The sequence below is a fragment of the Caballeronia sp. J97 genome, from assembly GCF_905220305.1.
In the GTDB taxonomy this organism is placed as follows: Bacteria; Pseudomonadota; Gammaproteobacteria; order Burkholderiales; family Burkholderiaceae; genus Caballeronia.
In genome coordinates, this window is the sequence record NZ_CAJMZL010000016.1 from 22,599 (window position 1) to 43,747 (window position 21,149).

Annotated in this window: 26 protein-coding genes; 13 read left to right on the plus strand and 13 right to left on the minus strand. The window is 64.7% G+C overall.

Features of this window, described 5'->3' with window-relative positions; genetic code table 11:
• Positions 1 to 12: 12 nt before the first annotated feature.
• The 5 genes from U4Y90_RS20405 (at position 13) to U4Y90_RS20425 (ending at position 4,904) form a co-directional block, all read left to right on the plus strand.
• Positions 13 to 1,008, plus strand: coding sequence for a thiamine pyrophosphate-dependent dehydrogenase E1 component subunit alpha (locus U4Y90_RS20405; protein ID WP_321797188.1), 996 nt, complete (start codon positions 13 to 15; stop codon positions 1,006 to 1,008).
• 18 nt (positions 1,009 to 1,026) lie between these two features.
• A complete protein-coding gene (locus U4Y90_RS20410; RefSeq protein WP_008347157.1) occupies positions 1,027 to 2,043 on the plus strand; it encodes an alpha-ketoacid dehydrogenase subunit beta in 1,017 nt (338 codons plus the stop codon).
• Positions 2,043 to 3,167, plus strand: coding sequence for an acetoin dehydrogenase dihydrolipoyllysine-residue acetyltransferase subunit (locus tag U4Y90_RS20415; RefSeq protein WP_321797190.1), 1,125 nt, complete (start codon positions 2,043 to 2,045; stop codon positions 3,165 to 3,167). Before U4Y90_RS20410 ends, U4Y90_RS20415 begins: the two co-directional genes overlap by 1 nt.
• Before the next feature lie 134 nt (positions 3,168 to 3,301).
• The gene (locus U4Y90_RS20420) at positions 3,302 to 4,054 is read left to right on the plus strand and encodes a lipoyl protein ligase domain-containing protein (protein ID WP_321797192.1); all 753 of its coding nucleotides are present in this window, start codon (positions 3,302 to 3,304) and stop codon (positions 4,052 to 4,054) included.
• Between the two features lie 19 nt (positions 4,055 to 4,073).
• Positions 4,074 to 4,904 (plus strand): hypothetical protein, encoded by an 831-nt coding sequence (locus tag U4Y90_RS20425; RefSeq protein ID WP_321797194.1) that lies wholly within the window; start codon positions 4,074 to 4,076, stop codon positions 4,902 to 4,904.
• A gap of 8 nt (positions 4,905 to 4,912) precedes the next feature.
• On the opposite strand, the gene U4Y90_RS20430 is transcribed toward U4Y90_RS20425, so the two are convergent.
• The 3 genes from U4Y90_RS20430 to U4Y90_RS20440 all read right to left on the minus strand — a co-directional run bounded on the left by U4Y90_RS20430 (position 4,913) and on the right by U4Y90_RS20440 (position 6,774).
• Complete coding sequence (locus U4Y90_RS20430) at positions 4,913 to 5,443, minus strand: hypothetical protein (protein WP_321797383.1); 531 nt, start codon at positions 5,441 to 5,443, stop codon at positions 4,913 to 4,915.
• A gap of 50 nt (positions 5,444 to 5,493) precedes the next feature.
• Positions 5,494 to 5,844, minus strand: coding sequence for a hypothetical protein (locus U4Y90_RS20435; RefSeq protein ID WP_321797196.1), 351 nt, complete (start codon positions 5,842 to 5,844; stop codon positions 5,494 to 5,496).
• Between the two features lie 174 nt (positions 5,845 to 6,018).
• Positions 6,019 to 6,774 (minus strand): DeoR/GlpR family DNA-binding transcription regulator, encoded by a 756-nt coding sequence (locus U4Y90_RS20440; protein WP_321797385.1) that lies wholly within the window; start codon positions 6,772 to 6,774, stop codon positions 6,019 to 6,021.
• 78 nt (positions 6,775 to 6,852) lie between these two features.
• Here U4Y90_RS20440 and U4Y90_RS20445 point away from each other — a divergent pair, with 78 nt between their 5' ends.
• Positions 6,853 to 7,440 carry an NUDIX domain-containing protein gene (locus tag U4Y90_RS20445; RefSeq protein ID WP_321797198.1) on the plus strand — a complete coding sequence of 196 codons (588 nt, stop codon included), beginning with the start codon at positions 6,853 to 6,855 and terminating at the stop codon, positions 7,438 to 7,440.
• Here U4Y90_RS20445 and modC read toward each other — a convergent pair.
• The 3 genes from modC to modA are packed head-to-tail and all read right to left on the minus strand — an operon-like array spanning position 7,429 to position 10,023.
• A complete protein-coding gene (gene modC / locus U4Y90_RS20450) occupies positions 7,429 to 8,574 on the minus strand; it encodes a molybdenum ABC transporter ATP-binding protein (RefSeq protein WP_321797199.1) in 1,146 nt (381 codons plus the stop codon). The genes U4Y90_RS20445 and modC overlap by 12 nt on opposite strands.
• Entirely contained in the window at positions 8,567 to 9,247 is a 681-nt protein-coding gene (gene modB / locus U4Y90_RS20455; RefSeq protein ID WP_321797201.1) for a molybdate ABC transporter permease subunit, read from the minus strand. The genes modC and modB overlap by 8 nt, the downstream gene beginning before the upstream one ends.
• Before the next feature lie 8 nt (positions 9,248 to 9,255).
• Positions 9,256 to 10,023: a molybdate ABC transporter substrate-binding protein gene (gene modA / locus U4Y90_RS20460; RefSeq protein WP_321797203.1), complete on the minus strand. Its 768-nt coding sequence runs from the start codon at positions 10,021 to 10,023 to the stop codon at positions 9,256 to 9,258.
• A gap of 320 nt (positions 10,024 to 10,343) precedes the next feature.
• Between modA and U4Y90_RS20465 the strand changes: the two genes are divergently transcribed.
• The 5 genes from U4Y90_RS20465 to U4Y90_RS20485 all read left to right on the plus strand — a co-directional run bounded on the left by U4Y90_RS20465 (position 10,344) and on the right by U4Y90_RS20485 (position 14,171).
• Complete coding sequence (locus U4Y90_RS20465) at positions 10,344 to 11,141, plus strand: enoyl-CoA hydratase/isomerase family protein (RefSeq protein WP_321797205.1); 798 nt, start codon at positions 10,344 to 10,346, stop codon at positions 11,139 to 11,141.
• 17 nt (positions 11,142 to 11,158) lie between these two features.
• Positions 11,159 to 11,827 (plus strand): glutathione S-transferase family protein, encoded by a 669-nt coding sequence (locus U4Y90_RS20470; protein WP_321797207.1) that lies wholly within the window; start codon positions 11,159 to 11,161, stop codon positions 11,825 to 11,827.
• 123 nt (positions 11,828 to 11,950) lie between these two features.
• A complete protein-coding gene (locus U4Y90_RS20475; protein ID WP_321797209.1) occupies positions 11,951 to 12,133 on the plus strand; it encodes a hypothetical protein in 183 nt (60 codons plus the stop codon).
• A gap of 429 nt (positions 12,134 to 12,562) precedes the next feature.
• A complete protein-coding gene (locus tag U4Y90_RS20480) occupies positions 12,563 to 12,826 on the plus strand; it encodes a helix-turn-helix transcriptional regulator (protein WP_321797387.1) in 264 nt (87 codons plus the stop codon).
• A 1-nt stretch (position 12,827) separates the two neighbouring features.
• Positions 12,828 to 14,171: a type II toxin-antitoxin system HipA family toxin gene (locus tag U4Y90_RS20485; protein WP_321797210.1), complete on the plus strand. Its 1,344-nt coding sequence runs from the start codon at positions 12,828 to 12,830 to the stop codon at positions 14,169 to 14,171.
• A 206-nt stretch (positions 14,172 to 14,377) separates the two neighbouring features.
• On the opposite strand, the gene U4Y90_RS20490 is transcribed toward U4Y90_RS20485, so the two are convergent.
• The 3 genes from U4Y90_RS20490 to U4Y90_RS20500 all read right to left on the minus strand — a co-directional run bounded on the left by U4Y90_RS20490 (position 14,378) and on the right by U4Y90_RS20500 (position 16,970).
• Positions 14,378 to 14,695, minus strand: coding sequence for a cytochrome c (locus U4Y90_RS20490; RefSeq protein ID WP_321797212.1), 318 nt, complete (start codon positions 14,693 to 14,695; stop codon positions 14,378 to 14,380).
• Positions 14,692 to 15,960, minus strand: coding sequence for a PQQ-dependent sugar dehydrogenase (locus U4Y90_RS20495; protein WP_321797214.1), 1,269 nt, complete (start codon positions 15,958 to 15,960; stop codon positions 14,692 to 14,694). Before U4Y90_RS20495 ends, U4Y90_RS20490 begins: the two co-directional genes overlap by 4 nt.
• Before the next feature lie 251 nt (positions 15,961 to 16,211).
• Positions 16,212 to 16,970: a hypothetical protein gene (locus U4Y90_RS20500; protein WP_321797215.1), complete on the minus strand. Its 759-nt coding sequence runs from the start codon at positions 16,968 to 16,970 to the stop codon at positions 16,212 to 16,214.
• A gap of 181 nt (positions 16,971 to 17,151) precedes the next feature.
• Between U4Y90_RS20500 and U4Y90_RS20505 the strand changes: the two genes are divergently transcribed.
• Positions 17,152 to 17,628 carry a glycine zipper 2TM domain-containing protein gene (locus U4Y90_RS20505; RefSeq protein WP_321797216.1) on the plus strand — a complete coding sequence of 159 codons (477 nt, stop codon included), beginning with the start codon at positions 17,152 to 17,154 and terminating at the stop codon, positions 17,626 to 17,628.
• A gap of 287 nt (positions 17,629 to 17,915) precedes the next feature.
• On the opposite strand, the gene U4Y90_RS20510 is transcribed toward U4Y90_RS20505, so the two are convergent.
• From U4Y90_RS20510 to vapB, 3 genes are all read right to left on the minus strand, one after another.
• A complete protein-coding gene (locus U4Y90_RS20510; RefSeq protein ID WP_321797218.1) occupies positions 17,916 to 18,083 on the minus strand; it encodes a hypothetical protein in 168 nt (55 codons plus the stop codon).
• A 102-nt stretch (positions 18,084 to 18,185) separates the two neighbouring features.
• Positions 18,186 to 18,593, minus strand: coding sequence for a type II toxin-antitoxin system VapC family toxin (locus U4Y90_RS20515; protein ID WP_321797219.1), 408 nt, complete (start codon positions 18,591 to 18,593; stop codon positions 18,186 to 18,188).
• Positions 18,593 to 18,829 (minus strand): type II toxin-antitoxin system VapB family antitoxin, encoded by a 237-nt coding sequence (vapB, locus tag U4Y90_RS20520; protein ID WP_321797220.1) that lies wholly within the window; start codon positions 18,827 to 18,829, stop codon positions 18,593 to 18,595. The genes U4Y90_RS20515 and vapB overlap by 1 nt, the downstream gene beginning before the upstream one ends.
• Positions 18,830 to 19,008: 179 nt before the next feature.
• On the opposite strand from vapB, the gene U4Y90_RS20525 reads away from it, so the two are divergent.
• Entirely contained in the window at positions 19,009 to 20,196 is a 1,188-nt protein-coding gene (locus tag U4Y90_RS20525) for a polysaccharide pyruvyl transferase family protein (protein WP_321797222.1), read from the plus strand.
• Here the strand turns inward: U4Y90_RS20525 and U4Y90_RS20530 are convergent.
• Positions 20,191 to 21,060 carry a LysR substrate-binding domain-containing protein gene (locus U4Y90_RS20530; protein ID WP_321797223.1) on the minus strand — a complete coding sequence of 290 codons (870 nt, stop codon included), beginning with the start codon at positions 21,058 to 21,060 and terminating at the stop codon, positions 20,191 to 20,193. The genes U4Y90_RS20525 and U4Y90_RS20530 overlap by 6 nt on opposite strands.
• Positions 21,061 to 21,149: the final 89 nt, after the last annotated feature.

Sequence of the window (21,149 nt, forward strand, 5' to 3'; positions counted from 1 at the left end):
AAGGAGACAGAGATGACAGCTACGCAGCATGCGGGCGGCTTGCCGCTCTCCAAGGATGAACTGTTGAACGTATATCGCAAGATGCGCACGATCCGCGATTTCGAGGAACGTTTGCACGTCGATTTCGGACGCGGCGACATTCCCGGTTTCGTGCATCTGTACGCGGGCGAGGAAGCGGCGGGCGTCGGCATCATGAGTCATTTGAGCGATGGCGACCGCATCGCGAGCACGCACCGCGGACACGGGCATTGCATCGCCAAGGGCGTCGACCCGGTCGAGATGATGAAGGAGATCTACGGCAAGAAAGGCGGCTCGTGCAACGGCAAGGGCGGCTCGATGCATATCGCCGATCTGTCGAAAGGGATGATGGGCGCGAACGGCATTCTCGGCGCGGGCGCACCGCTGATCTGCGGCGCGGCGCTCGCGGCGAAGTTTCGCGGCAAGGGCGAAGTCGGCATCACCTTCGCGGGCGATGGCGCGTCGAACCAGGGCACGTTTCTCGAAAGCCTGAATCTCGCGGCCGTGTGGAATCTGCCGGTGATCTTCGTGATCGAGAACAACGGCTACGCCGAATCGACCGCGCGCGATTACGGCACGGCAGTGGATAGCTATGTCGATCGCGCGGCGGGCTTCGGCATTCCGGGCGTGACCGTCGACGGCACCGATTTCTTCGCGGTGTACGAAGCGGCGGGCGAAGTCATCAAACGCGCGCGCGAAGGCGGCGGCCCGGCGCTGCTCGAATGCAAGATGATCCGCTTCTACGGCCACTTCGAAGGCGATGCACAGACCTACCGCGCGCCCGGCGAACTCGACGATATCCGCTCGAACAAGGACTGCCTGAAGAAGTTCGCGGCCGCCGTCACGCAAGCCGACGTGATCTCCCGCGGCGAGCTCGACGCGATCGACAAGGAAGTCGCCGCGCTGATCGACCGCGCGGTGCAGGAGGCGAAGGACGCGCCCTTGCCGACCGCCGCCGATCTGCTCACCGATGTCTACGTCAAATACTGAATCGAGGAGACAACCACCATGGCCCGCAAACTGAGCATGAAGATGGCGATCAACGAAGCCATCGATCAGGAAATGACGCGCGATCCGAGCGTGATCGTGCTGGGTGAGGACATCGTCGGCGGCGCAGGCGCGGACGGCGAGAAGGACGCGTGGGGCGGCGTGCTCGGCGTGACGAAGGGACTGTACGCGAAGCACGGCGACCGCCTGCTCGATACGCCGCTGTCCGAATCCGCGTATGTCGGCGCGGCGATCGGCGCGGCGGCGTGCGGCATGCGCCCGGTCGCGGAACTGATGTTCATCGACTTCATGGGCGTGTGCTTCGACCAGATCTTCAATCAGGCGGCGAAGTTCCGCTACATGTTCGGCGGCAAGGCGGAAACGCCCGTCGTGATCCGCGCGATGGTCGGCGCCGGGTTTCGCGCGGCGGCCCAGCACAGCCAGATGCTGACGTCGCTGTTCACGCATATTCCGGGCTTGAAGGTCGTGTGCCCGTCGACACCGTACGACACGAAGGGTCTCTTGATCCAGGCGATCCGCGACAACGACCCGGTCATCTTCTGCGAGCACAAGAATCTCTACGGTTTCGAAGGCGAAGTGCCCGAGAACTCGTATGCGATTCCGTTCGGCGAGGCGAACGTCGTGCGCGACGGCAAGGATGTGTCGATCGTCACGTATGGATTGATGGTGCATCGAGCGCTCGAAGCGGCCGCGACGCTCGCGAAGGAGGGCATCGAGGCGGAAGTCGTCGATCTGCGCACGCTGTCGCCGCTCGATCTGGACACCGTGCTGGAGACGGTCGAGAACACGGGCAGGCTCGTCGTCGTCGATGAGGCGAATCCGCGCTGCAACATCGCCACCGACATTTCCGCGCAGGTCGCGCAGCAGGCGTTCGGCGCGCTGAAGGCGGGCATCCAGATGGTCTGCGCGCCGCATACGCCGGTGCCGTTCTCGCCGACGCTCGAGGATCTGTACATCCCGAGCGCCGCGCAGATCGCCGACGCCGCACGAAAAACCATGAAGGGAGGAAAGCACTGATGTCCGCAATCACACCGATCGTGATGCCCAAATGGGGCTTGTCGATGAAGGAAGGCACGGTCAACGAGTGGCTCGTGGAGGAGGGCACGCAGATCACCGTCGGCATGCCGATCCTCGACGTCGAGACCGACAAGATCGCCAACGCCGTCGAAGCGCCCGATGCGGGGCTGCTACGACGCCGCGTCGCGTCGGCGGGCGATACGCTGCCGGTGAAGGCGCTGCTCGGCGTGCTCGCGCCGTCCGAGGTGAGCGACGCCGATATCGACGCGTACGTGTCGTCGTACGTGACGCCCGCCGATGACGAAGAGGAGGGCGAGCAGGCGGCGGCGTATCACTTCGTCGAGGTCGACGGCATCCGCGTGCGCTACGCATCGCGCGGCGGCGACGATGCATCCAAGGACGCGGTGCTGTTCATTCACGGCTTCGGCGGCGATCTCGACAACTGGCTCTTCAATCTCGACGCGCTCGCGGAGAAGCATCGCGTGTTCGCGCTCGATTTGCCGGGCCACGGACAGTCGACGCCTAAAGTGCCGGGCACGACGCTGGCGGATCTCGCTGCGTTCGTCGGCAGGTTCATGGACGCGGTGTCGATCGACCGTGCGCATCTCGTCGGGCATTCGATGGGCGGCGGCATCGCGGCGCAGATGGCCGTCGATCAGCCGGCGCGCGTCGCGTCGGTGTCGCTGATTTCGCCCGCCGGTTTCGGCGATGAAGTGAACAACGCGTATACCGAAGGGTTCGTGACCGCCGAATCGCGCCGTGAGCTGAAGCCGGTGGTCGAGCTCCTGTTCGCCAATCCCGAACTGGTCAGCCGCCAGATGCTCGACGATCTGCTGAAGTACAAGCGGCTCGACGGCGTGAGCGATGCGCTGACATCGCTCAATGGCGGCCTGTTCGCGGGCGGAAAGCAGAGCGCGCAGCCGGGCGGCAAGCTGTCCGCGACGGGCAAGCCCGTGCTCGTGATCTGGGGCGCAAAAGACCAGATCATTCCCGCCGCGCACGCGAAGCATGCGCCGGAAGGCGCGACCGTGCGCGTGTTCGACGACGCGGGGCACATGAGCCAGATGGAGAAGGCGAACGAAGTCAACGCGTTGCTGAAGGAGCACGTCGGAAAAGGCGGATGATCGCGCCCTGAGCCGTGCGCGCCCCGCTGGCGAAGGCTGCCGACGGGGCGCATTCGCATTTCGCGCTTCATTTCGCGGTTATTGGCTACCATGCTGGGATGGCGTCGCTCGCGACGCGCCCGGACATCGATTCCATGCCCTTCGAACTGATCGATCCCGCTTCCCTTTCCGGCGATCCGCACGATCCCCTGCAAGCCGAAGAAGCGCTGCTCGCGCGCGCGGCCGCCGGCGACGCCGTCGCGCACGTCTGGGAAGCGCCCGTTTCGCTGGTCGTGCCGCGCAGCTATCAGCGTTACGCGGCGCTCAACGATGCGCGCGAGGCTTTCGCGGAGCGCGGTTGTCCCGTGTGGCTGCGGCTGTCGGGCGGCGGCCTCGTTCCGCAAGGCCCGGGCGTCCTCAATCTGAGCCTCGCTTATCCGGTGCGCGCGGCGATGGGCGCGCTCTCCGAAACCATTTATGTGCATTTGTGCAGGATTCTCGCGGATGCGCTCAACTCGCTCGGCGTGCTGACGCACTGGCAAGCGGTCGATGGCTCTTTCTGCGATGGCCGCTTCAATCTCGCATGGGGTCCCGGCGACGACGCGCGCAAGATCGCGGGCACGGCGCAGTACTGGCGGCGCGTGCCGCACCCCGACAAGGATCAGCCGCTCTACGCGGTGCTCGCGCACGCCGTCCTGCTCGTCGACGCCGATCCGATCGAGATCAACGAGCGCGCCAACGCTTTCGAAGCGATGATCGAAAGCGGACGGCGCTATGAGGAAATGCGCATCGTGACCGTCGCGCAGGCGCTCGCCTACGAGTGTTTTTCGATGCCCGCCGATCTGCGCGAGCGCGTGCGCGCGGCGTTGATCGAACGCGTGAAGGAAGCGTCGCTGCCTGAGCAATAAAAAACGCATCGAGGTGGCCATGCCGCTCAGAAGTGCTTCGAACGGGTTCTTCTTCGCGCTGTGGGTGGCCGTGTGCGCGGCCGCGCCCGAGTTTCTGTGGCAAGGCCTCTTTTCCCTGTTCGGCCATTTTTCCCTGACCGACGCCGCCGCCGCGCTTCTCATCGGCGCGATTCTCGCGTTCTTCGTCGAGCCGGTGCTGGAACGGCTGCGCGGTCTCGGCGACGCACACCCGCACACGGAGAAATCCCCGGCCTTCGCCGCGTGCGAGGCTTTGAGCTTCGCGATCGTCGCGGTGTGCGTGCACGAGGCGATCACCGTGTATGTCGCAGCGAGTCATTCGAACGAGCAGGCGGGCGAGAACCTCGCGAAAGCGGTGGCGCAGGCGCTGCAATGGGCGATTACGCCGTTCTTCATCACGATCGCGTGGATGGCCGCGCGCGCGCCGTCGTGGATCGCGTGGCCGGTCGCGGCGCTGTCGATCGTCGTCGGCCTGTGCGCCGGCGTGATATTCGGCTGGAGCGCGCACGTGCTCGTGACGAGCGCGGTTCCCACGATAGCCGTGCTGATCGCGGGATGCATCATCGTGCGGGAACAGTGGGACGCGTCGACGTTCAGGCGCTGCGCCCGCGCAACCGGCGTGATTGCGCTCGCCTGGCTCGTGCTGACGGGCGCATTGCAACTCGTGCTATGGCTCGCGCACGTCCAGGCGTTTCGCGTCTATGAACGATCGGAGTTCTGGAGCGACTTGCGGTTTTATATCGGCTGGGTGACGGGCCTGGTGGTTGCACCGGCGTTCGTGCCCGACGCGCCGCTGAGCGCCGGCGGCGATGACCGGCGCGTGCGGCGTTGACGAGCCGGTCAGTACGCTCCGGGCGGCGGCTGCCAGCCCGGCGGTGGCGGAGGCGGCGGCGGCGTGGTGGTGTAAGCGCCGCCGGAAGGCTGAACGCTTCGCATGGTGCTGCGCACCGGCACCTTGTCGCCGGCGGCGTACATGCACTGCAGATACGCGTAGTCGTAACGCTGCTGCACGTTGTAGCCCGATGCCTGGGATGCCCCGACGCCGAACGCGCTGCCGGTCAGGAGGCCCGCGCCCGCGCCGATGGCCGCGCCCGAGCCGCCGCCGAACGCCGCGCCCGCCGCCGCGCCGAGCGCGGTGCCGACGACCGCGCTGCCGATCGCGCTGTTGGTGGCCGCCTGATTGGCGTCCACGCCGCCGACCTGATTGAGGGCGAACTGGCGGCAGGAGGCATCGTCGGAGCGGAACTGGTCGAACGTCTTGGTGCTGCCGGGGAGCGCCATCACGCTGGGGCCGGTCGGCATCACGGTGCAGGCCGAAAGGCCGATGGTGCCGACTGCGGCCAGTAACAGGGCAAGCCTTGTGTGGTTCATGGAATTCTGCGAATGGGCCTGGTTGTCGATATTCAGAGCGGCGGGAAGCATCAGTTCGACGGCGGCGTCGCCGGAACCGGGCGCCATGCGTCGGAACATTGCTTCACGTACGGGTAGTAGGCCTTGGCGGTGTCGCAGTAGTACCACATGCCGGGCTGCTGGGCGGGCGCGCCCGGATCGGCGGCAGGCTGGCCCTGCTCGACATACTGCGTCGGTGCCGCGGGCTGGACGACCACGGGCGGCGGCGGGTAGTAGTAGTAGTACGGCGCCGGCGCGACCGGATACGGGTAATACACGGGCCCGCCGACCCATACGCCGACGCGCGCCCAGGCGTACGCGTTGGCGGTCACGCCGGCGCTTGCGATCAGCGACAGCGCAATGAAAACCTTGAGGCGATTCACGTCCTTCTCCAGAAAAAATTGTTTGCGGTGTCGATGCCTGGGGCGGAAATCCGACCTCCGCTGTTGACTGGACATGGCGCATCTTTCAACGCTATTCCACTTGCTGGAGAAATTCAATTACACGAGCCGGCCCGTATTTTTCGGCGTGTTACCCGGTCATAAACTGTCGCGAATTCACGCGCGTATCAGGGTGATGCCGGCGCGTTCGAAAGGCTCGGTGAGCGTCGCGTCGGCTGCATCCTCGACGATGATCGTGTGCGCCAGTTCGATCCCGCCGATCCGGTACGCCGATGCCGCGTTGAGCTTCGCCGCCGATGCGAGCACGACCGTTTCCGCCGCGCGCGCCGCGAGCGCCCGCTTGACATGCGCTTCCTCGAAATCGCCGGTGGTGAGCCCGGCCGTCGGATGCACGCCGGTCACGCCCATGAAATAGATGTCGGCGTGAATATGCGACATCGCTTCGACGGCGGCCGCGCCCACCGTGACGATCGAATGCTTGTAGAGCTTGCCGCCGATCAGCACGACTTCGACCGAAGCGTGCTGTGCAAGCGCAACCGCGACGCTCGGGCTATGAGTGACGATCGTCGCGGAAAGGTTGTCCGGCAGTTGACGCACGAGCAGTGCCGACGTCGTGCCCCCGTCGACGATCACGATTTGCCCCGGCGCAATCATCTCGGCGGCCTTCTTCGCGATGCGGCGCTTTGCATCCGACTCCATTTCCTCGCGCCGCGCGAACGGCGCAATGGCCGGCGAGGCGGGCAGCGCGCCGCCATGCACGCGCTGCAGCAGCCCTTCGGCGGCGAGTTCGCGCAAGTCTCGCCGCACTGTGTCTTCGGAGATGCCGAAACGCGCGCTCAGCTCCGCGGCGAGCACTTGCCCGTCGCGTCTGAGGGCATCGAGAATCGCTTTCTTGCGCTGGCTGGTCAACATTGTTTGCATGAAATTTCTTGATGTTGCACGAAACTGCACGCTAACATGCGCTCAGTGAATTGTCGAATGGGTGAATCGATGGAAACGAAAGAGCGCGTGCGCATCCTCAAAACCGAAGTGCTGTCGGACGACTGGTACGTCCTCAGAAAGGTGACCTTCGATTTCCAGCGGCGCGACGGCGACTGGCAGCGTCAAAGTCGCGAAACCTATGACCGCGGCAACGGCGCGACCATCCTGCTGCGCGAGCGCAACACCGGCAATGTGTTGCTGACGCGCCAGTTCCGCATGCCCGCGTTCGTCAACGGACACGACGGCATGCTGATCGAAGCGCCCGGCGGATTGCTCGACGACGCCTCACCGGAAGAGCGCATCCGCGCCGAGGTGGAGGAGGAAACGGGTTATCGCGTGCATCACGTCGAGAAGATCTTCGAGGCGTTCATGAGCCCGGGATCGGTGACCGAGAAGCTCTATTTCTATATCGGCGATTACGACAGCTCGATGCGCGTGTCGGATGGCGGCGGCGTGGCCGAAGAGGGTGAGGAAATCGAGACGATCGAAGTGCCGCTGCAAACGGCCATGCAGATGATCGAGCGCGGCGAAATCATGGACGGCAAGACGATCATGCTCCTGCAATACGCCGCGCTGAAGGCGCGCTCAGGCGAGTAGCGACACCGCCTTCACCTGCGCCCACAAGCGCATGCCTTCGACGATGCTCAGCCGGTCCATCGAGTAGCGCGTGACGCGCGCGAGCAGCGGCGAGCCGTCGACATCGAGGCGCACCACGGCCTGCGACGGATTGGCGTCTTTCGCGATGCCGATGACCGTCGCGGGCAGCACGTTGAGCACGCTGCTGCGTTCATGCTCGTGCGTGCCGGTGATGAGACTCACGTCGCGCGCCTTCACGGCGACGCGCATCGTCTTGCCTTCGGCCATCGGCGCATGCACGACGGCGAGCTTCGCGCGGGAGCCGGGCAACGCGAGCGTGAGCAGGCCATAGGCGTTGTCGTATCCGGCGACGACGCCTTCGAACACGACCGATGCATCGTCGGCGATGGCGAGCGGCAGGTCGAGCCGCGCGAGCGTATCGGCGATCGGGCCGCTCGCGAGCGCGCGGCCGCCTTCGAGCAGCACCAGATGATCCGCGAGGCGCGCGACTTCTTCCGGCGCGTGGCTCACGTAGAGCACCGGGATATCGAGCTCGTCGTGCAGGCGTTCGAGATACGGCAGGATTTCGAGCTTGCGCTTCTGATCGAGCGAAGCGAGCGGTTCATCGAGCAAAAGCAGACGCGGACTGGTCAGCAGCGCCCGCGCGATGCCCACGCGCTGCCGCTCTCCGCCCGACAATCCGGCGGGCATGCGCTCCAGCAGATGCCCGATGCCGAGCAGTTCCGCCGCCTGCGAGAGATCCGCGCGCCGCGCGCCCGCCGTCACGCGATCGAGCCCGAAGCGCAGGTTCTTCTTCACGCTCAGATGCGGAAAGAGGCTCGCTTCCTGAAAGACATAGCCGAGCGGGCGCTTGTGCGTCGGCATGAAGATGTTGCGTTCGGTATCGAGCCAGACTTCGCCATTCACGACGAGCCGCCCGACGCGCGGACGCGCGAGTCCCGCGAGACAGCGCAACAGCGTGGTCTTGCCGGAACCGGAATGGCCGAAGATCGCGGTGACGCCGCGGCCGGGCAGCGCGAGATCGAGATCGAACGTGAAGCCCGGATGTTCGACGAGAAAGCGCGCTTCGATGGCTTCCTCGGAATGCGCTTGCGCGCGGCCGAGCGTGAGACGGTTTGAAATGAGTTCAGACATGAGCCGCAACGGAGCGTCGGCTGGAATAGAGCAGCAGAAGAACGATGAACGAGAATACCACCATGCCGCCGGCGAGCCAGTGCGCCTGTGCGTATTCGAGCGCCTCGACGTGATCGAAGATCTGCACGGACACTACGCGCGTGCGCCCCGGAATATTGCCGCCGATCATCAGCACGACGCCGAATTCGCCGACGGTATGCGCGAAGCCTAGAATCGTCGCGGTGACGATGCCCGGCCGCGCGAGCGGCAGCGCCACCGTGAAGAACGTGTCCCAGGGACCGGCGCGCAGCGTCGCGGCCGCTTCGAGCGGACGGCGGCCGATCGCTTCGAACGCGTTCTGCAGCGGCTGCACGACGAACGGCAGCGAATAGATCACCGAGCCGACGACGAGCCCCGCGAAGGTGAACGGCAACAATCCGATGCCGAGCGCCTGCGTGAATTTGCCGACATAACCGTTCGGCCCCATCAGCACGAGCAGATAGAAGCCGATGACGGTCGGCGGCAGCACCAGCGGCAGCGCGACCACCGCGCCGACGATGCCCTTGAGCTTCGAGCGCGTATGCGTGAGCCACCACGCGATCGGCGTGCCGACGACGAGCAGAAGCGCCGTCGTCAGCGACGCCAGTTCGAGCGTCAGCGTGATGGCCTGAAGATCGGCGCTATCGAGCGGCATCGGCGCAATTACAGTTGATAGCCGTAGGACTTGATCACTTCGGCGGCCTTCGGACCCTTCAGGTATTCGATGAATTGCTTCGCGACAGGGTTGTCACGGCCCTTGCTGAGGATCACGGCGTCCTGCCTGATCGGTTCATGCAGATTCGCCGGCACGATCCACGCCGAGCCGCTCGTGATCTTACCGTTCTTGTAGATCTGCGACAGCGCGACGAAGCCGAGTTCCGCGTTGCCCGTCGCGACGAACTGCTGCGTCTGCGAGATGTTCTGGCCTTCGACGACCTTCGGCTTGATCTCGGCGGTCAGGCCGAGCTTGTCGAGCGTCTGATAGCCGGCGAGACCGTACGGCGCGGCCTTCGGATTGGCGATCGCGATGTGCGTGAAGTTGTTCTTCTTCAGCACTTCGCCCTTGTCGTCGACGTAGCCGTCCTTCGCGGACCACAGCGCGAGCGCGCCCGTCGCGTACGTGAAGCGGGTGCCGGGCACCGTCGCGCCTTCGCTGTCGAGCTTGGCGGGCGTGGAGTCGTCGGCGGCGAGGAACACTTCGAACGGCGCGCCGTTCTTGATCTGTGCGTAGAACTGACCCGTCGCGCCGAAGGATGCGACGACCTTGTTGCCGGTGTCCTTTTCGAAGTCGGCGGCGATCGCCTGCACGGGCGCGGTGAAGTTGGCCGCGACCGCGACCTGCACCTCACCGGCAAGCGCCGACGTGGCGGCGATGCCCGCGGCCAACGGAACGAACGCGGAAAGCAAAGCGCGCAAAATACGAGTCTTCACGTAAAGCTCCTTGAATCGAGTTGAAATTCTGGTTATGGATCGACTTCGGGCGGCGCATCGGAGGCCGCGAGCGTGTGGCCATATGGGGCAGCGAGCACCGTAATATATACGACTATATTACGTCGGCGCATGCTCGCGCCGTGACATATTGGTCATGGGTCTCATCGGATGATTGTCGTGCCGCGCATTTGTGAGTGGGACTCAAAAAATTCGGGTTGACCATTGGCGCTTTTTTCGAAGACACTAACTGACAAAGTACCGGATGCTGTCCGGAAATAAATTGAGCCATGCTCAATTCAGGCATACAGGGAGACGACACCATGACCGAAGCATCGCAACTGCAACGCCTGAAGCTCGGCATCGAAGGACACGTCGCGCGCGTGACGCTCGATCGTCCCGAGGTGCGCAATGCATTCGACGACGCGACCATCGTCGAGCTGACGGCCGCTTTCCGCGCGCTCGACGACGATGCCAACGTGCGCGTCATCGTCCTCGCCGCGAACGGCCCGGCGTTCTGCGCGGGCGCGGACCTCAACTGGATGAAGCGCATGGCGGGCTATTCGGAAGCGGAGAACCGCGCCGATGCGCTCGGCCTCGCCACGATGCTCAACACGATCTACGCCTGCTCGAAGCCGGTCATCGCGCGGGTGCAAGGCGACGCCTACGCGGGCGGCATGGGGCTCGTCGCGGTGTGCGACATCGCGGTCGCGGCGGACTCGGCGCAGTTCTGTCTGTCCGAGGCGAAGCTCGGCCTGATGCCCGCGACCATCGCGCCGTATGTGATCCGCGCGATGGGCGCGCGCGCGGCGCATCGCTACTTCGTGACGGCAGAACGTTTCGATGCCGCCGAAGCGCTGCGTCTTTCCTTCGTGCATGAAGCCGTCGCCGCCGATCAGCTCGACGCGCGCGTCGACGCGATCGCCGCGAGCATCGTCGCGAACAGTCCGAACGGCGTGCGCGAGTGCAAGAAACTCGTCGCGGATTTCGCCGGCAAGGACATCGACGAAGCGCTGATCGGCGAGACCGCCGAGCGTATCGCGCGCATCCGCGCATCGGACGAAGGGCGCGAGGGCGTGCGCAGCTTCCTCGAGAAGCGCAAGCCGTCCTGGCTGGGCTGAGCGACGGAGGCATCCACGTGATAACGCTGCACCACTGCGTGAGCGCGCGCTCGTTTCGCCCGCTCTGGGCGCTGGAAGAAATCGGCGTGCCGTATGAACTGAAGATGCTGCCGTTTCCGCCGCGTGTGCTCGCTCGCGGCTTCAAGGACGTGAATCCGCTCGGCACGATTCCGGCATTCGAAGACGACGCGCTATTCATGACCGAATCGTCGGCGATCTGCCAGTATCTGGCGGCGCGCTATTCGCCGGGTGTGCTCGACGTCGCGCCGCACGAAGCCGATTTCGGCCGCTACCTTAACTTTCTCCACTTCGGCGAAGCGACGCTGACGTTTCCGCAGACGCTCGTGCTGCGCTATGCGCATCTGGAGCCGCCGGAGCGGTTGCAGCCACAAATCGTCGAGGATTACGCGCGATGGTTTCACGCGCGCGTTCGCACGCTCGCGCCGCTGCTCGACAGTCAGCCGTATCTGTGCGCGGGGCGCTTCACGGCGGCGGACATTTCCGTCGGCTATGCGCTGATGCTCGCGGAGCTTTTGGACCAGAGCGAAGGCTTCGCGCCGTCGATCGCCGCGTACTGGCGCCGCCTGCGCGAGCGTCCGGGCTTTCTTCGCGCGATGCACGCGCAGGAAGCGGCGGCGCTCGCGCAAGACGTATCGACCATCCCCGCGCCGCTGCAGCGCCCGTAGTTACCCTCCTTCTAGTCCCCCCGTCCGTAGGGCTGCGCGCAACGCCGCGCGGCCCTACTCTTCACATCACGCGCAGACGTTCACGCGCGCCGATTCCGAAAGACTTTCTTGACGAGGTTGGCGATGGTCGTTTTCTCCTGGTTCCTGTCGGTGGTCCTGGCGCTGGTCGCGACGGCCACCATTGCGATGGCGCTGCCGCGCTCCGCCGCAGACGAATTGAACGCCACCGCGCCGCAGTCGATTTTCAGCGTCGAGATGAATCGCATCGACGCGATGCTTGCCTCCTGCATGCCTAATGCCGACTGAGTCGGGCGGCGCGAACGGGCGCGTCGCCGGGCGTCGCAGGTAAGCGTCGTCGAATCAATACGTTGCAGCAATACTCAAAACGATATCCACAGGCTTGTGCCCAGAAACTGTGGACAAAGTGAAAGCATCGAGGCCGAAGAGCCCGGGAAGGTAACCCCAAGCCTAGCGCGAGGGGAGCGTGTGGAGACCAACACATACGCAGAAGCATGCAAGCGCTGTCATCGCGGCCGCGCCTCCACAAGAAGAGGCGCGGCCGCGATTTTTCGTTTTAGCCGCGTCATCCAGCGATATTGGTGGCCCGAGGGCTACCGAATCTGCCGTTTCGCTGATTTCTGTATCCCAAAGGACACACCAAGAAATAAATCGCTTTGTAGCATTTGGGCTACAATCAAGTTCGATTCGGCGATTTATGATGCCCCGGGGCTACAAATGACGACACTGGCCGATATTGGAGCGATGCTGAAAGATGCTCGCCGCGTGGCGGGACTTTCACAGAAGGAACTGGCCGAGCGCGCCGGTATCGCACGCACGACGCTCGCGCGCATGGAAACGCTCGCGCGCGGCGACATGAGCGTATCCGCGCTTGTCCGGCTCCTCGAGGCAGCCGGTTATGATCTGCGCGCTGTCAAGCGCGGACACGGGCGCACGCTGGACGATGTGCTGAGCGAGCAGCGCAACGCGGGAGACCGATAGCATGCGCCTTCATGTGTATGTCGAGGGCAAGCTCGTCGCACATCTCTATCGTCAGGCAGACGATTACGCGCTGCGCTACACCGCCGACGCCACCGCCGAAGATTTCGTCAGCCTGACCATGCCCGTTCGCGAAGCGGCCTGGGTGTGGCCCCGCGACCTGCATCCCTTCTTTCGTCAGAACTTGCCGGAGGGCTTTCTCCTTCAAGTGATTCGCGAGGAGTTCGGCCCTTATCTGGACGGCACGGACCTTTCGCTTCTGGCCGTCATCGGCGGCTCGGGCATCGGCCGGGTAACCGTCGCCCCCGAGGGTGGTGCGCCGGGCGGTGAACTGGAGCCGCTGGACCTGAAGAGCTTGCTGCACGAAGACATCACGACCGACCACTTCGCGGAACTCGTGCGCTACTACGCCCGCGCGGCGATTTCCGGCGCGGTGCCCAAGTTTCTCGCGCCGGAAATCCCATCGATTCAGGCGCCGCTGGGAAAGCAGACGCTGCGCACCAGCCGGCACATCATCAAGGGCTCCGACGAGCAAACGCCCTATCTCGGTTTCAACGAGCATTACTCGATGCAGGTGCTGGCAAGGCTCGGCGTTGCCCGAGTGGCGAAAACCACGATGTCGGACGATGGCCGCGTGCTCGTCGTCGACCGCTTCGACGTCGACGGGGAGGGCAAACCGGCGTTTGGCGTCGAAGATGCCTGCAGCCTGCTGGGCCTGCCTCCGCACGAGAAGTATCGCCCGTCGACCGAACAGGTTCTCAACGCAACCAAGCCTTATATCGCCGCCGCCAACTGGAGGCGGGAGGCCGAGCAGCTCGGCTGGCTGCTCATCACCAACTACGTCGTGCGCAACGCGGACTGCCACGCCAAGAACATCGCTCTGCTCTATTCGGGCATCGACGACGTTCTTTACACGCCCGCCTACGACATCGTGACCACCGAGGCCTATCCGCGTTTTGCGAACAATCCGCCAGGGCTGAGCGTAGACGGCCGCAAGACCTGGGCGCCGGGAAAGACCCTGGAGCGCTTCTTCAACACGCGGCTCGGCATTGCGCCGAAGCGATATCGCGAGATGGTCGAAGCGCTGTGCGACGCCGCGGTGTCGACAGGAAAAGACATTGCCGAAGCGGCGAAGAACGAGACGCGTTGGCGCTGGATAGCCAGGCAGATGCTGCACGCGTGGAACGAAGGGATGGCGTCGCTGCGCAGCGCGAAGCCACAGGTGGCGCTCAGGGCGCTTACGCCGGTCATCGAGGCCGCCGGATTCTCGGATGCGGAGAAGGCTGACCAGGCGAGAGAGGTAATCGGGCGCTCGGAATTGATGGCGAATCGCGGCAAAGGAACCTGAAGTCCGTTTCCGGTCGTCCGACTACGACTTGCCGCGACGAGCCAAAAAAAAAGCCCGCTTCAGTGAGCGGGCTTGAATCCACATCGGTTGAGACATGGAGGAGACAGGAGTTAGTATAAACCCTTAAGCCTGCACGTCAACACCTAAATCAAAAAAAATCGCAATCGGGAATCGACCGCAGCAAATTTGCAACACATCGGCCGCGATCACTGCTTGCCGAGGCTGTGGTAATACGCCGACAGATTGGCGACATCCGCGTCGGACAAGGTTTTCGCCATCATGGACATCATTTCGTTCTTGCGCTCGCCGGAGCGGAAATCGTTGAGCGCCTTCACGAGATATTCCTCGGTCTGCCCGGCGAGATTGGGCGCTTCGGGCAGCTTCGAGATGCCGTCGATGCCGTGACACGCGGCGCACGCCACCGCCTTCGCGCGCCCGGCCTTGATATCGCCGGCGGCGAACGACGCGTGCGACACCGCCGCCAGCGCGCCCGCCAGCGCCGCCGCCCTCAGCGCGCCCCTCATTTGGCCCCCGTATACGAGATACGGTAGATCGCCCCCGCGTAGTCGTCGGAAACGAGGAGGGAGCCGTCCTGCAGCATCTGAACGTCGACGGGCCGGCCCATGTATTCGCCGCTCGGCGTGAGCCAGCCTTCCGCGAACACTTCCGCCTCGCCGGCAGTGCCGTCGTCCTTGATCGGGATGAACATGAGGCGTGCGCCGATCGGCTTCGTGCGGTTCCACGAGCCGTGCTCCGCATCGAAGACGCCGCCTTGATACTTCTGCGGGAACATCTTGCCGTTATAGAACGACATGCCTAGATCGGCGGCGTGCGCGGCGAACTCGACTTGCGGGAACACGACGCCCGCCGGCGGATTCTGATCCTTGTACTCGACCGTGCGCACCTTGCCGCCGCCGTACCACGGGAAGCCGAAGTTTTCGCCGGCCTTGGTCGCGTGATTCAGTTCGCCGGGCGGGGTGTCGTCGCCCATGCCGTCGACCTGGTTATCGGTGAACCAGAGCGTCTTGTCCTTCGGATTGAAGTCGAGGCCGACCGAATTGCGCACGCCGTGCGCATAGACTTCGCGGTTCTTGCCGTCCTGATCCAGCCGGATGATGCCCGCGAGGCCGTTCTTGTCGAGTTCGGCGAGCTTGTCCTTCGGCGGCACGTTCCAGGGCTGACCGAGCGCGATATACAGCTTCTTGTCCGGCCCGATGCGGCAATAGCGCGCGCCGTGATTGAAGCTTTCGAACTGCGCCGGAATCAGCTTGCCCTGCGGCACGACGACCGCCGCCGCGACATCCGGTCCGCCTTCGCCGAAGAACTGCGCCGCCGGAAAGCCCAGCACGCGGTTCTGCTCCACGACGTAGAGCACGCCGTCGGGCGAAAAGCACACGCCGTTGGGCACCTTGAACGTCACCGACGACGCGAACTGCACCACATCGCTCGCGACGCGCTGCTTGGTCCGGTCGGTCACCTGCCACACGCGATTCTTGCGCGAGCCGACGAACACGACGCCGGTCGAAGGCTCGATCGCCATCGCGCGGGCTTCGGGCACCACGGCGTACAGATCGATCTTGAAGCCCGGCGGCAGCTTGATCTGCTCGAGGTTCTTGCGCAGCGCATCGGCCGTCTGGCCAGCTTGCGGAATGGTCTCCGGCGGTGTGGTGTTGCCGGTCTGGCGGAAATTCGAAAGCGTGTTGACGTTATCCTGCGCCGCGTTCGCAAACGGCTGGCAGGCGAACATCGCACCGACGGCCAACGGCACGAGCTTGAGCGTTGCATTCATCTGGTTGTCTCCGGTTGTTGTCGACCGGAGCGGGCGTGTTGGCGCCGTCGTCCGGTTCCATGTATGGCAGGACTGCTCTCGGAAATTGCACTGAACCACACGACTACGTTCGCCGAAGCGCGTGGCCTGAAAATCAACCGGACGCAAACGCCACGACGTTGCCCGCAACGAAAAGAATCTTAGGATAGAAACTGCCGATGTAAGCAGCGGATGACGAATTTTCCCTACCCGCGCGCCCCACGGCGCGGCACCTATTTCCGGCCGTCGAAGAGAAACACGTTGGCGCGGTCCGGGCTCGGCAGCGCAACGAGAAGGCGCGCGCCGTCGAGCACCGCGTTACCGGTCACGGTCGTGTCGGGGAGCGGGCAGGGCGCGGGGCCGAACGTCACCGAGACATCGTAGGCGTTCGCGCCTTCGTGCGGCGCCGCCGTGCCCTTGAAGATGCAACCGGATGTCGTCGTGCCGGCGAGATAGCCGTCGCCGGCGACCGTGATGCGCGTTTGCGTCGCGCCGCCGAGCGCCATCCCGCGTCCGCTGTAAAGGCCGCCCGCGTTGGCGCGGCTCGGCGCGATGTCGAGCATCGGCATCGCGTTGCCGGAGAACGCGAGCCCGGCGCTGCCATCCTTGTTGGCGACGGTTCCGTCGACGGCGGGCGCGTGCGCGAAATTCGCGCTGAAGACGGCGGGCGATGCGCTCGCCTTGCCGATCCGATAGTCGAACGCGGAATCGCTGGTGAAGCGCCCACCGCCCGACTGTGCGCCGTTCTTCGCGACCGCGACGCCCGCGAGCCCCGTGCCGCCCGCGCCTCCGTAAAAGAGATACGCGGTGCCGTCGAAGAGCATGAGAAGCGTGGCCTCGGCAGCGCTGCCTTTGAGCGAGCCTTTGTAGATGCCGCCCGATGGCAGCGTCGTCGTGACGGCGCCGGGCGGCGGGGCGGTGTTGGCGCCGTCGCTGGAACACGCGGCGAGAGCGACGGCGCACATCACGAAGGGAATCGCGTTTCTTGTCATTCAAGGCTCCGGTCGAGAGCGGCGAGAGTTCTGTATAAGCGCTTCAATCATGCAGGTCAAGCGCGCCGCGCGCCCTCATTCAGCGCTCATTCGGCGTCTTTACGATGCTTTTCATGGCAAACGCGATACACGAAACGCGAGCCGAACCCGATAAGACATCGTCCGATCCGAGGAGCAAAACATGAACAAATCGACTATCGCCATATGCGTTCTGGCCGTCGCCTGCACGGTGGGCATGAGCGGTTGCGCATCGATGGGCAGTTCCGCCGACGTCTACGACAGCATGCAGACCCAGCACGAAGAAACGGTGCGCATGGCGACCGTCGAAAGCGTACGCGGCGTGACGATCGAGAACAACGACGGCCGGCCTGCTCCGTTCGGCGCGATCGGCGGGGGGCTGCTCGGCGCGGTCGCGGGCAGCGCGGTCGGGGAGGGACACGGCTCGTTGCTCGCCGGCGTGATCGGCGGCATCGCGGGCGCGGTCGCGGGCGATCAGGTTCAGGATCATCTCGAACGGCAAAGAGGCCTCGAAATCACCGTGCGTCTCGACAACGGCGATCTGCGCGCGATCACCCAGGCGGCCGATGGCCAGATGTTCTACGCCGGCCAGCGCGTGCGCCTTCTGTCGAGCGGTGGCATCACACGCGTGACGGCCTGAAGCGCTACGACGAGCCGGCTCGGGCCGGCCATGTCCGCGCGGAAGGAACGGGCAGCGGCGAAACGCTTCGCCGCTGCCCCGCGTGGATTTTTGACGATACGGCGCGCCATCGTGATCGCGTTCCGATATCTGCTCGTCCGTGAGCGGCGTTTCGATCGGTCCGACGGGCACTTCGCCATCCTGAATCACCGCGACGCGAAAGCCGTCCACAGGCTCGAAGGCATCGAGCAGAAGCGTCTTGCCTTCGATCGCCTTCGTCAAATCACTAACCTTGAAGCGGTTTCGATTCAATACGCGCCGGCCATCGGCAGAAGCAGATAGGGCAGGAGGTCTTCGTAGCGCATCGGTTCGGGGGAAGCGGTGTTATCGACGGCAGCCTCTTCTGGCGATGCGTCGCGCTGTTCGTTCGCGCCGAGCAGCGATGCAGCGGCGATGGGCGTCGGTTCGATCTTCATCCTTCCCTCCTGTCCTGAAGCGTTCGAGGGAAGTTTGATCCGCAAGAGTTAGCGGATCGTGAGGGCGTGCTCCCGCGACGGCGCGCGCGCCGGATCTCGGGATCACGCTTCGTCGTCCAGCCAGTTTTCGACGGTCAGGCCGGGATAGTTTTCGAAATCCTTGACGTTGTTCGTCACGAGCGGCACGCCCAGCGCGACCGCGTGAGCCGCAATCAGCTTGTCGAGCGCGCCCCTGTTGCGCTGCCGTGACGCGTGCCTGATCGGACCATAGGCAGCGGCAGCGTCTTCGCCGAACGGCGCGACCTCTATCAGCTCGACGAGCGATGCCAGATGAGTCCGCTCACGAGCGGGGTTCGCGCTCATCGCGACGCCGAACTGCAGTTCGGCGTATGTGATCGAAGACATGACCACGTCGCCGACGTAGCATTGCGCGAAACGCCGTGCGACCGGTTCGGGCTGATGCTTCATCAAATAGATGCAGATGTTCGTGTCGAGCAGATAGCGCGGCATCAGAAGAACTCCCGATCGTCTTGCTCCGGCTCGTTGCGTCCCGGCGCCATGAAATCCGCATCGAAGCGCTTGAAGCAATCGAGCGCGCCCGCGAGCGAGCGCCGCACGGGACGGATGCGCAGCTCGTCGCCCATGCGCTCGATTTCGACTTCGGCTTGCGTGTCGGGATACGCGAGCTCGGCGGGAATGCGGATGGCTTGCGAGTTGCCATTGCGGAAAATTCGGGTGATGGGCATGATGGAATTCCGTATGTACGCATGTGTGTACTCTAGCAGAACTCCGTGGCCGGCGTGCATCTTCAACATGTGTCTTGCTCCAAAATAAGAATTTCAGTGTTCCTTATGATCGACACGCTCATGCTGCCGGATGACATGCACTCCGAAAAGGTGGCCATATGGCTAACGCGCCTGCCTCGATGAAGCGCAGGATCATTCTCTTCGGCGCCTTCGATCGCCATAACTTCGGCGACATGCTGTTCGCGCATGTCGTCGCGGGCCTGCTTGCGCAGCGCTGTCCCGAGGTCGAGCCGCTATTCGCCGGATGTGCGCGTCGAGACTTGCGCGCCCATGGCGGACACGACGTCGCGGCGCTGTCGTCACTGGCAAAGCCTTGTCGCGGCGAACCCGTCACGCTGATTCACGCGGGCGGCGAGTTGCTGACGTGCGACGCATGGGAAGCCGCCGTGATGCTGACGAAGCCCGAGGAAGCGCAAGCCTGCATCGCCCGATACGGTTCGCGCGCGGCAGACCGCACAGCATGGGTGCGCGCCGAGCTCGGCACGGATGCGCTCGCACCGTACGTCGTCGGCCGCGAGACGTTTGCGCACGGCGCGTCGATCTGCTTCAACGCGATCGGCGGCGTCACGCTCGACGCCCGCGAGCCCGCGTTGCGCGCCGAAGTGCTGGCCAAACTTCGATCGGGCGATCACGTCAGCGTGAGGGACACCCAAACCCAGGCCGCGCTCAGAAGCTCGGGCATCGACGCGCAACTGGTTCCCGATCCGGCATCGATGGTTGCCGAGCTTTTCGACGCACGCATCCGCACGCATGCCGACGCGCGCGTCGCGTTTCCGCGCGGCTATCTGGCGGTCCAGTTCAGCGCGGATTTCGGCGATGACGACACGCTCGCGCAAGTCGCGCATCAACTGGATCTGATCGGAGCATCGACCGGTCTGGGCATCGCGCTCTTTCGCGCGGGCGCGGCGCCGTGGCATGACGACATCTCGGTCTACGAACGCATGGCGGCGCGCATGCGCCACCCGGCCGTGACAATCCGCGATTCACTGAATGTCTGGGACATCTGCGCGCTGATTGCGGGAAGCGAGGGCTTCGCGGGCAGCAGCCTGCACGGCCGGATCGTTGCGATGGCGTACGGCTTGCCGCGCGTGAACCTTCAGCAAGCAGATTCCGCCAGGCAGCGCGCGTACGCGTCGGCATGGGAGATCGAGGGCGCGCCGGGCGTCGTGCCCATCGCGGACTTGCACGCCGCCATGCTCGATGCGATGGCAATGGATCGCGCGGCGCTTCGCGAGAAGGCGGCGGCGCTGGCGACGGCTCATCGCGCGGGGTTCGAGCCTGTCGCACGATGCGCGCTTCGATCATGACGCCGCAAAGCCCAGATAAGCCTGAACGGCCGCCGCCCGTTCGAGCCGGCGAAAAACCATCGCCACTTCCGAAGGCACCGCTTTGCCCGCGATCTCCCGATACTCGACGCCGGGCACCGTCACGCATTGCGCGAGCGAACGCGGCACCACGGCGACATCGCCGCCGAGCGACACATGCGCGAGCACATCCGCAAGCGTGCCCGGTTGTGCGACGACACGCGCCGTGAAGCGCCCGCGCCGCGCCACTTCGAGCGTGCCGGATTCCTGCTCGGGCACGACGAACGACTGATCGCGCAACTGCGCGGGCGCGATGACCGTCGACGCCGCCAGCGGCGAATCCTCGGGCAACGCGACGATGAACGCATCGCGATGCACGGTGCGTGACTCGACGCCCTCCGGATACGGAACCGGCGGGCGCACATAAGCGATATCGATGCGACCTTCGATCAACAGCGCGCCCGCCTCGCGCATCACGATTTCCTCGATGCCGATTTCGACGAGCGGATAGCGCGCCCGGAAGCCGCGGACGGTCGCCTGCAGCACGCCGGAATACACCGCCGATCCGACATAACCGATCACGATCTTTCCCAGTTCGCCGCGCTGCGCCAGCGCCGCGCGTTCCGCGCCGCGCGCGAGATGATCGAGCGCGTTGACGGCCTCGGTCAGATAAGCCTCGCCGGCCGCGGTCAGCGCGACCGAACGCTTCGTCCGATGAAACAGCCGCGCGCCGAGCAGCCGCTCGGCCTCCTGAATCTGCCGGGTGAGCGCGGGCGGCGCGATGCCGAGTTCCTCTGCCGCGCGAGCGAAATGCAGGTGCCGGGCGACGCTCAAAAAACAGCGCACATGACGCAATTCGACGGACATTCTCTATTCATGAATTCGATAATTATTCAGCGATTCTATGCCAATGACACGGAAGACAGACATCACTAGTATCGGGAGACCGTTTCGCT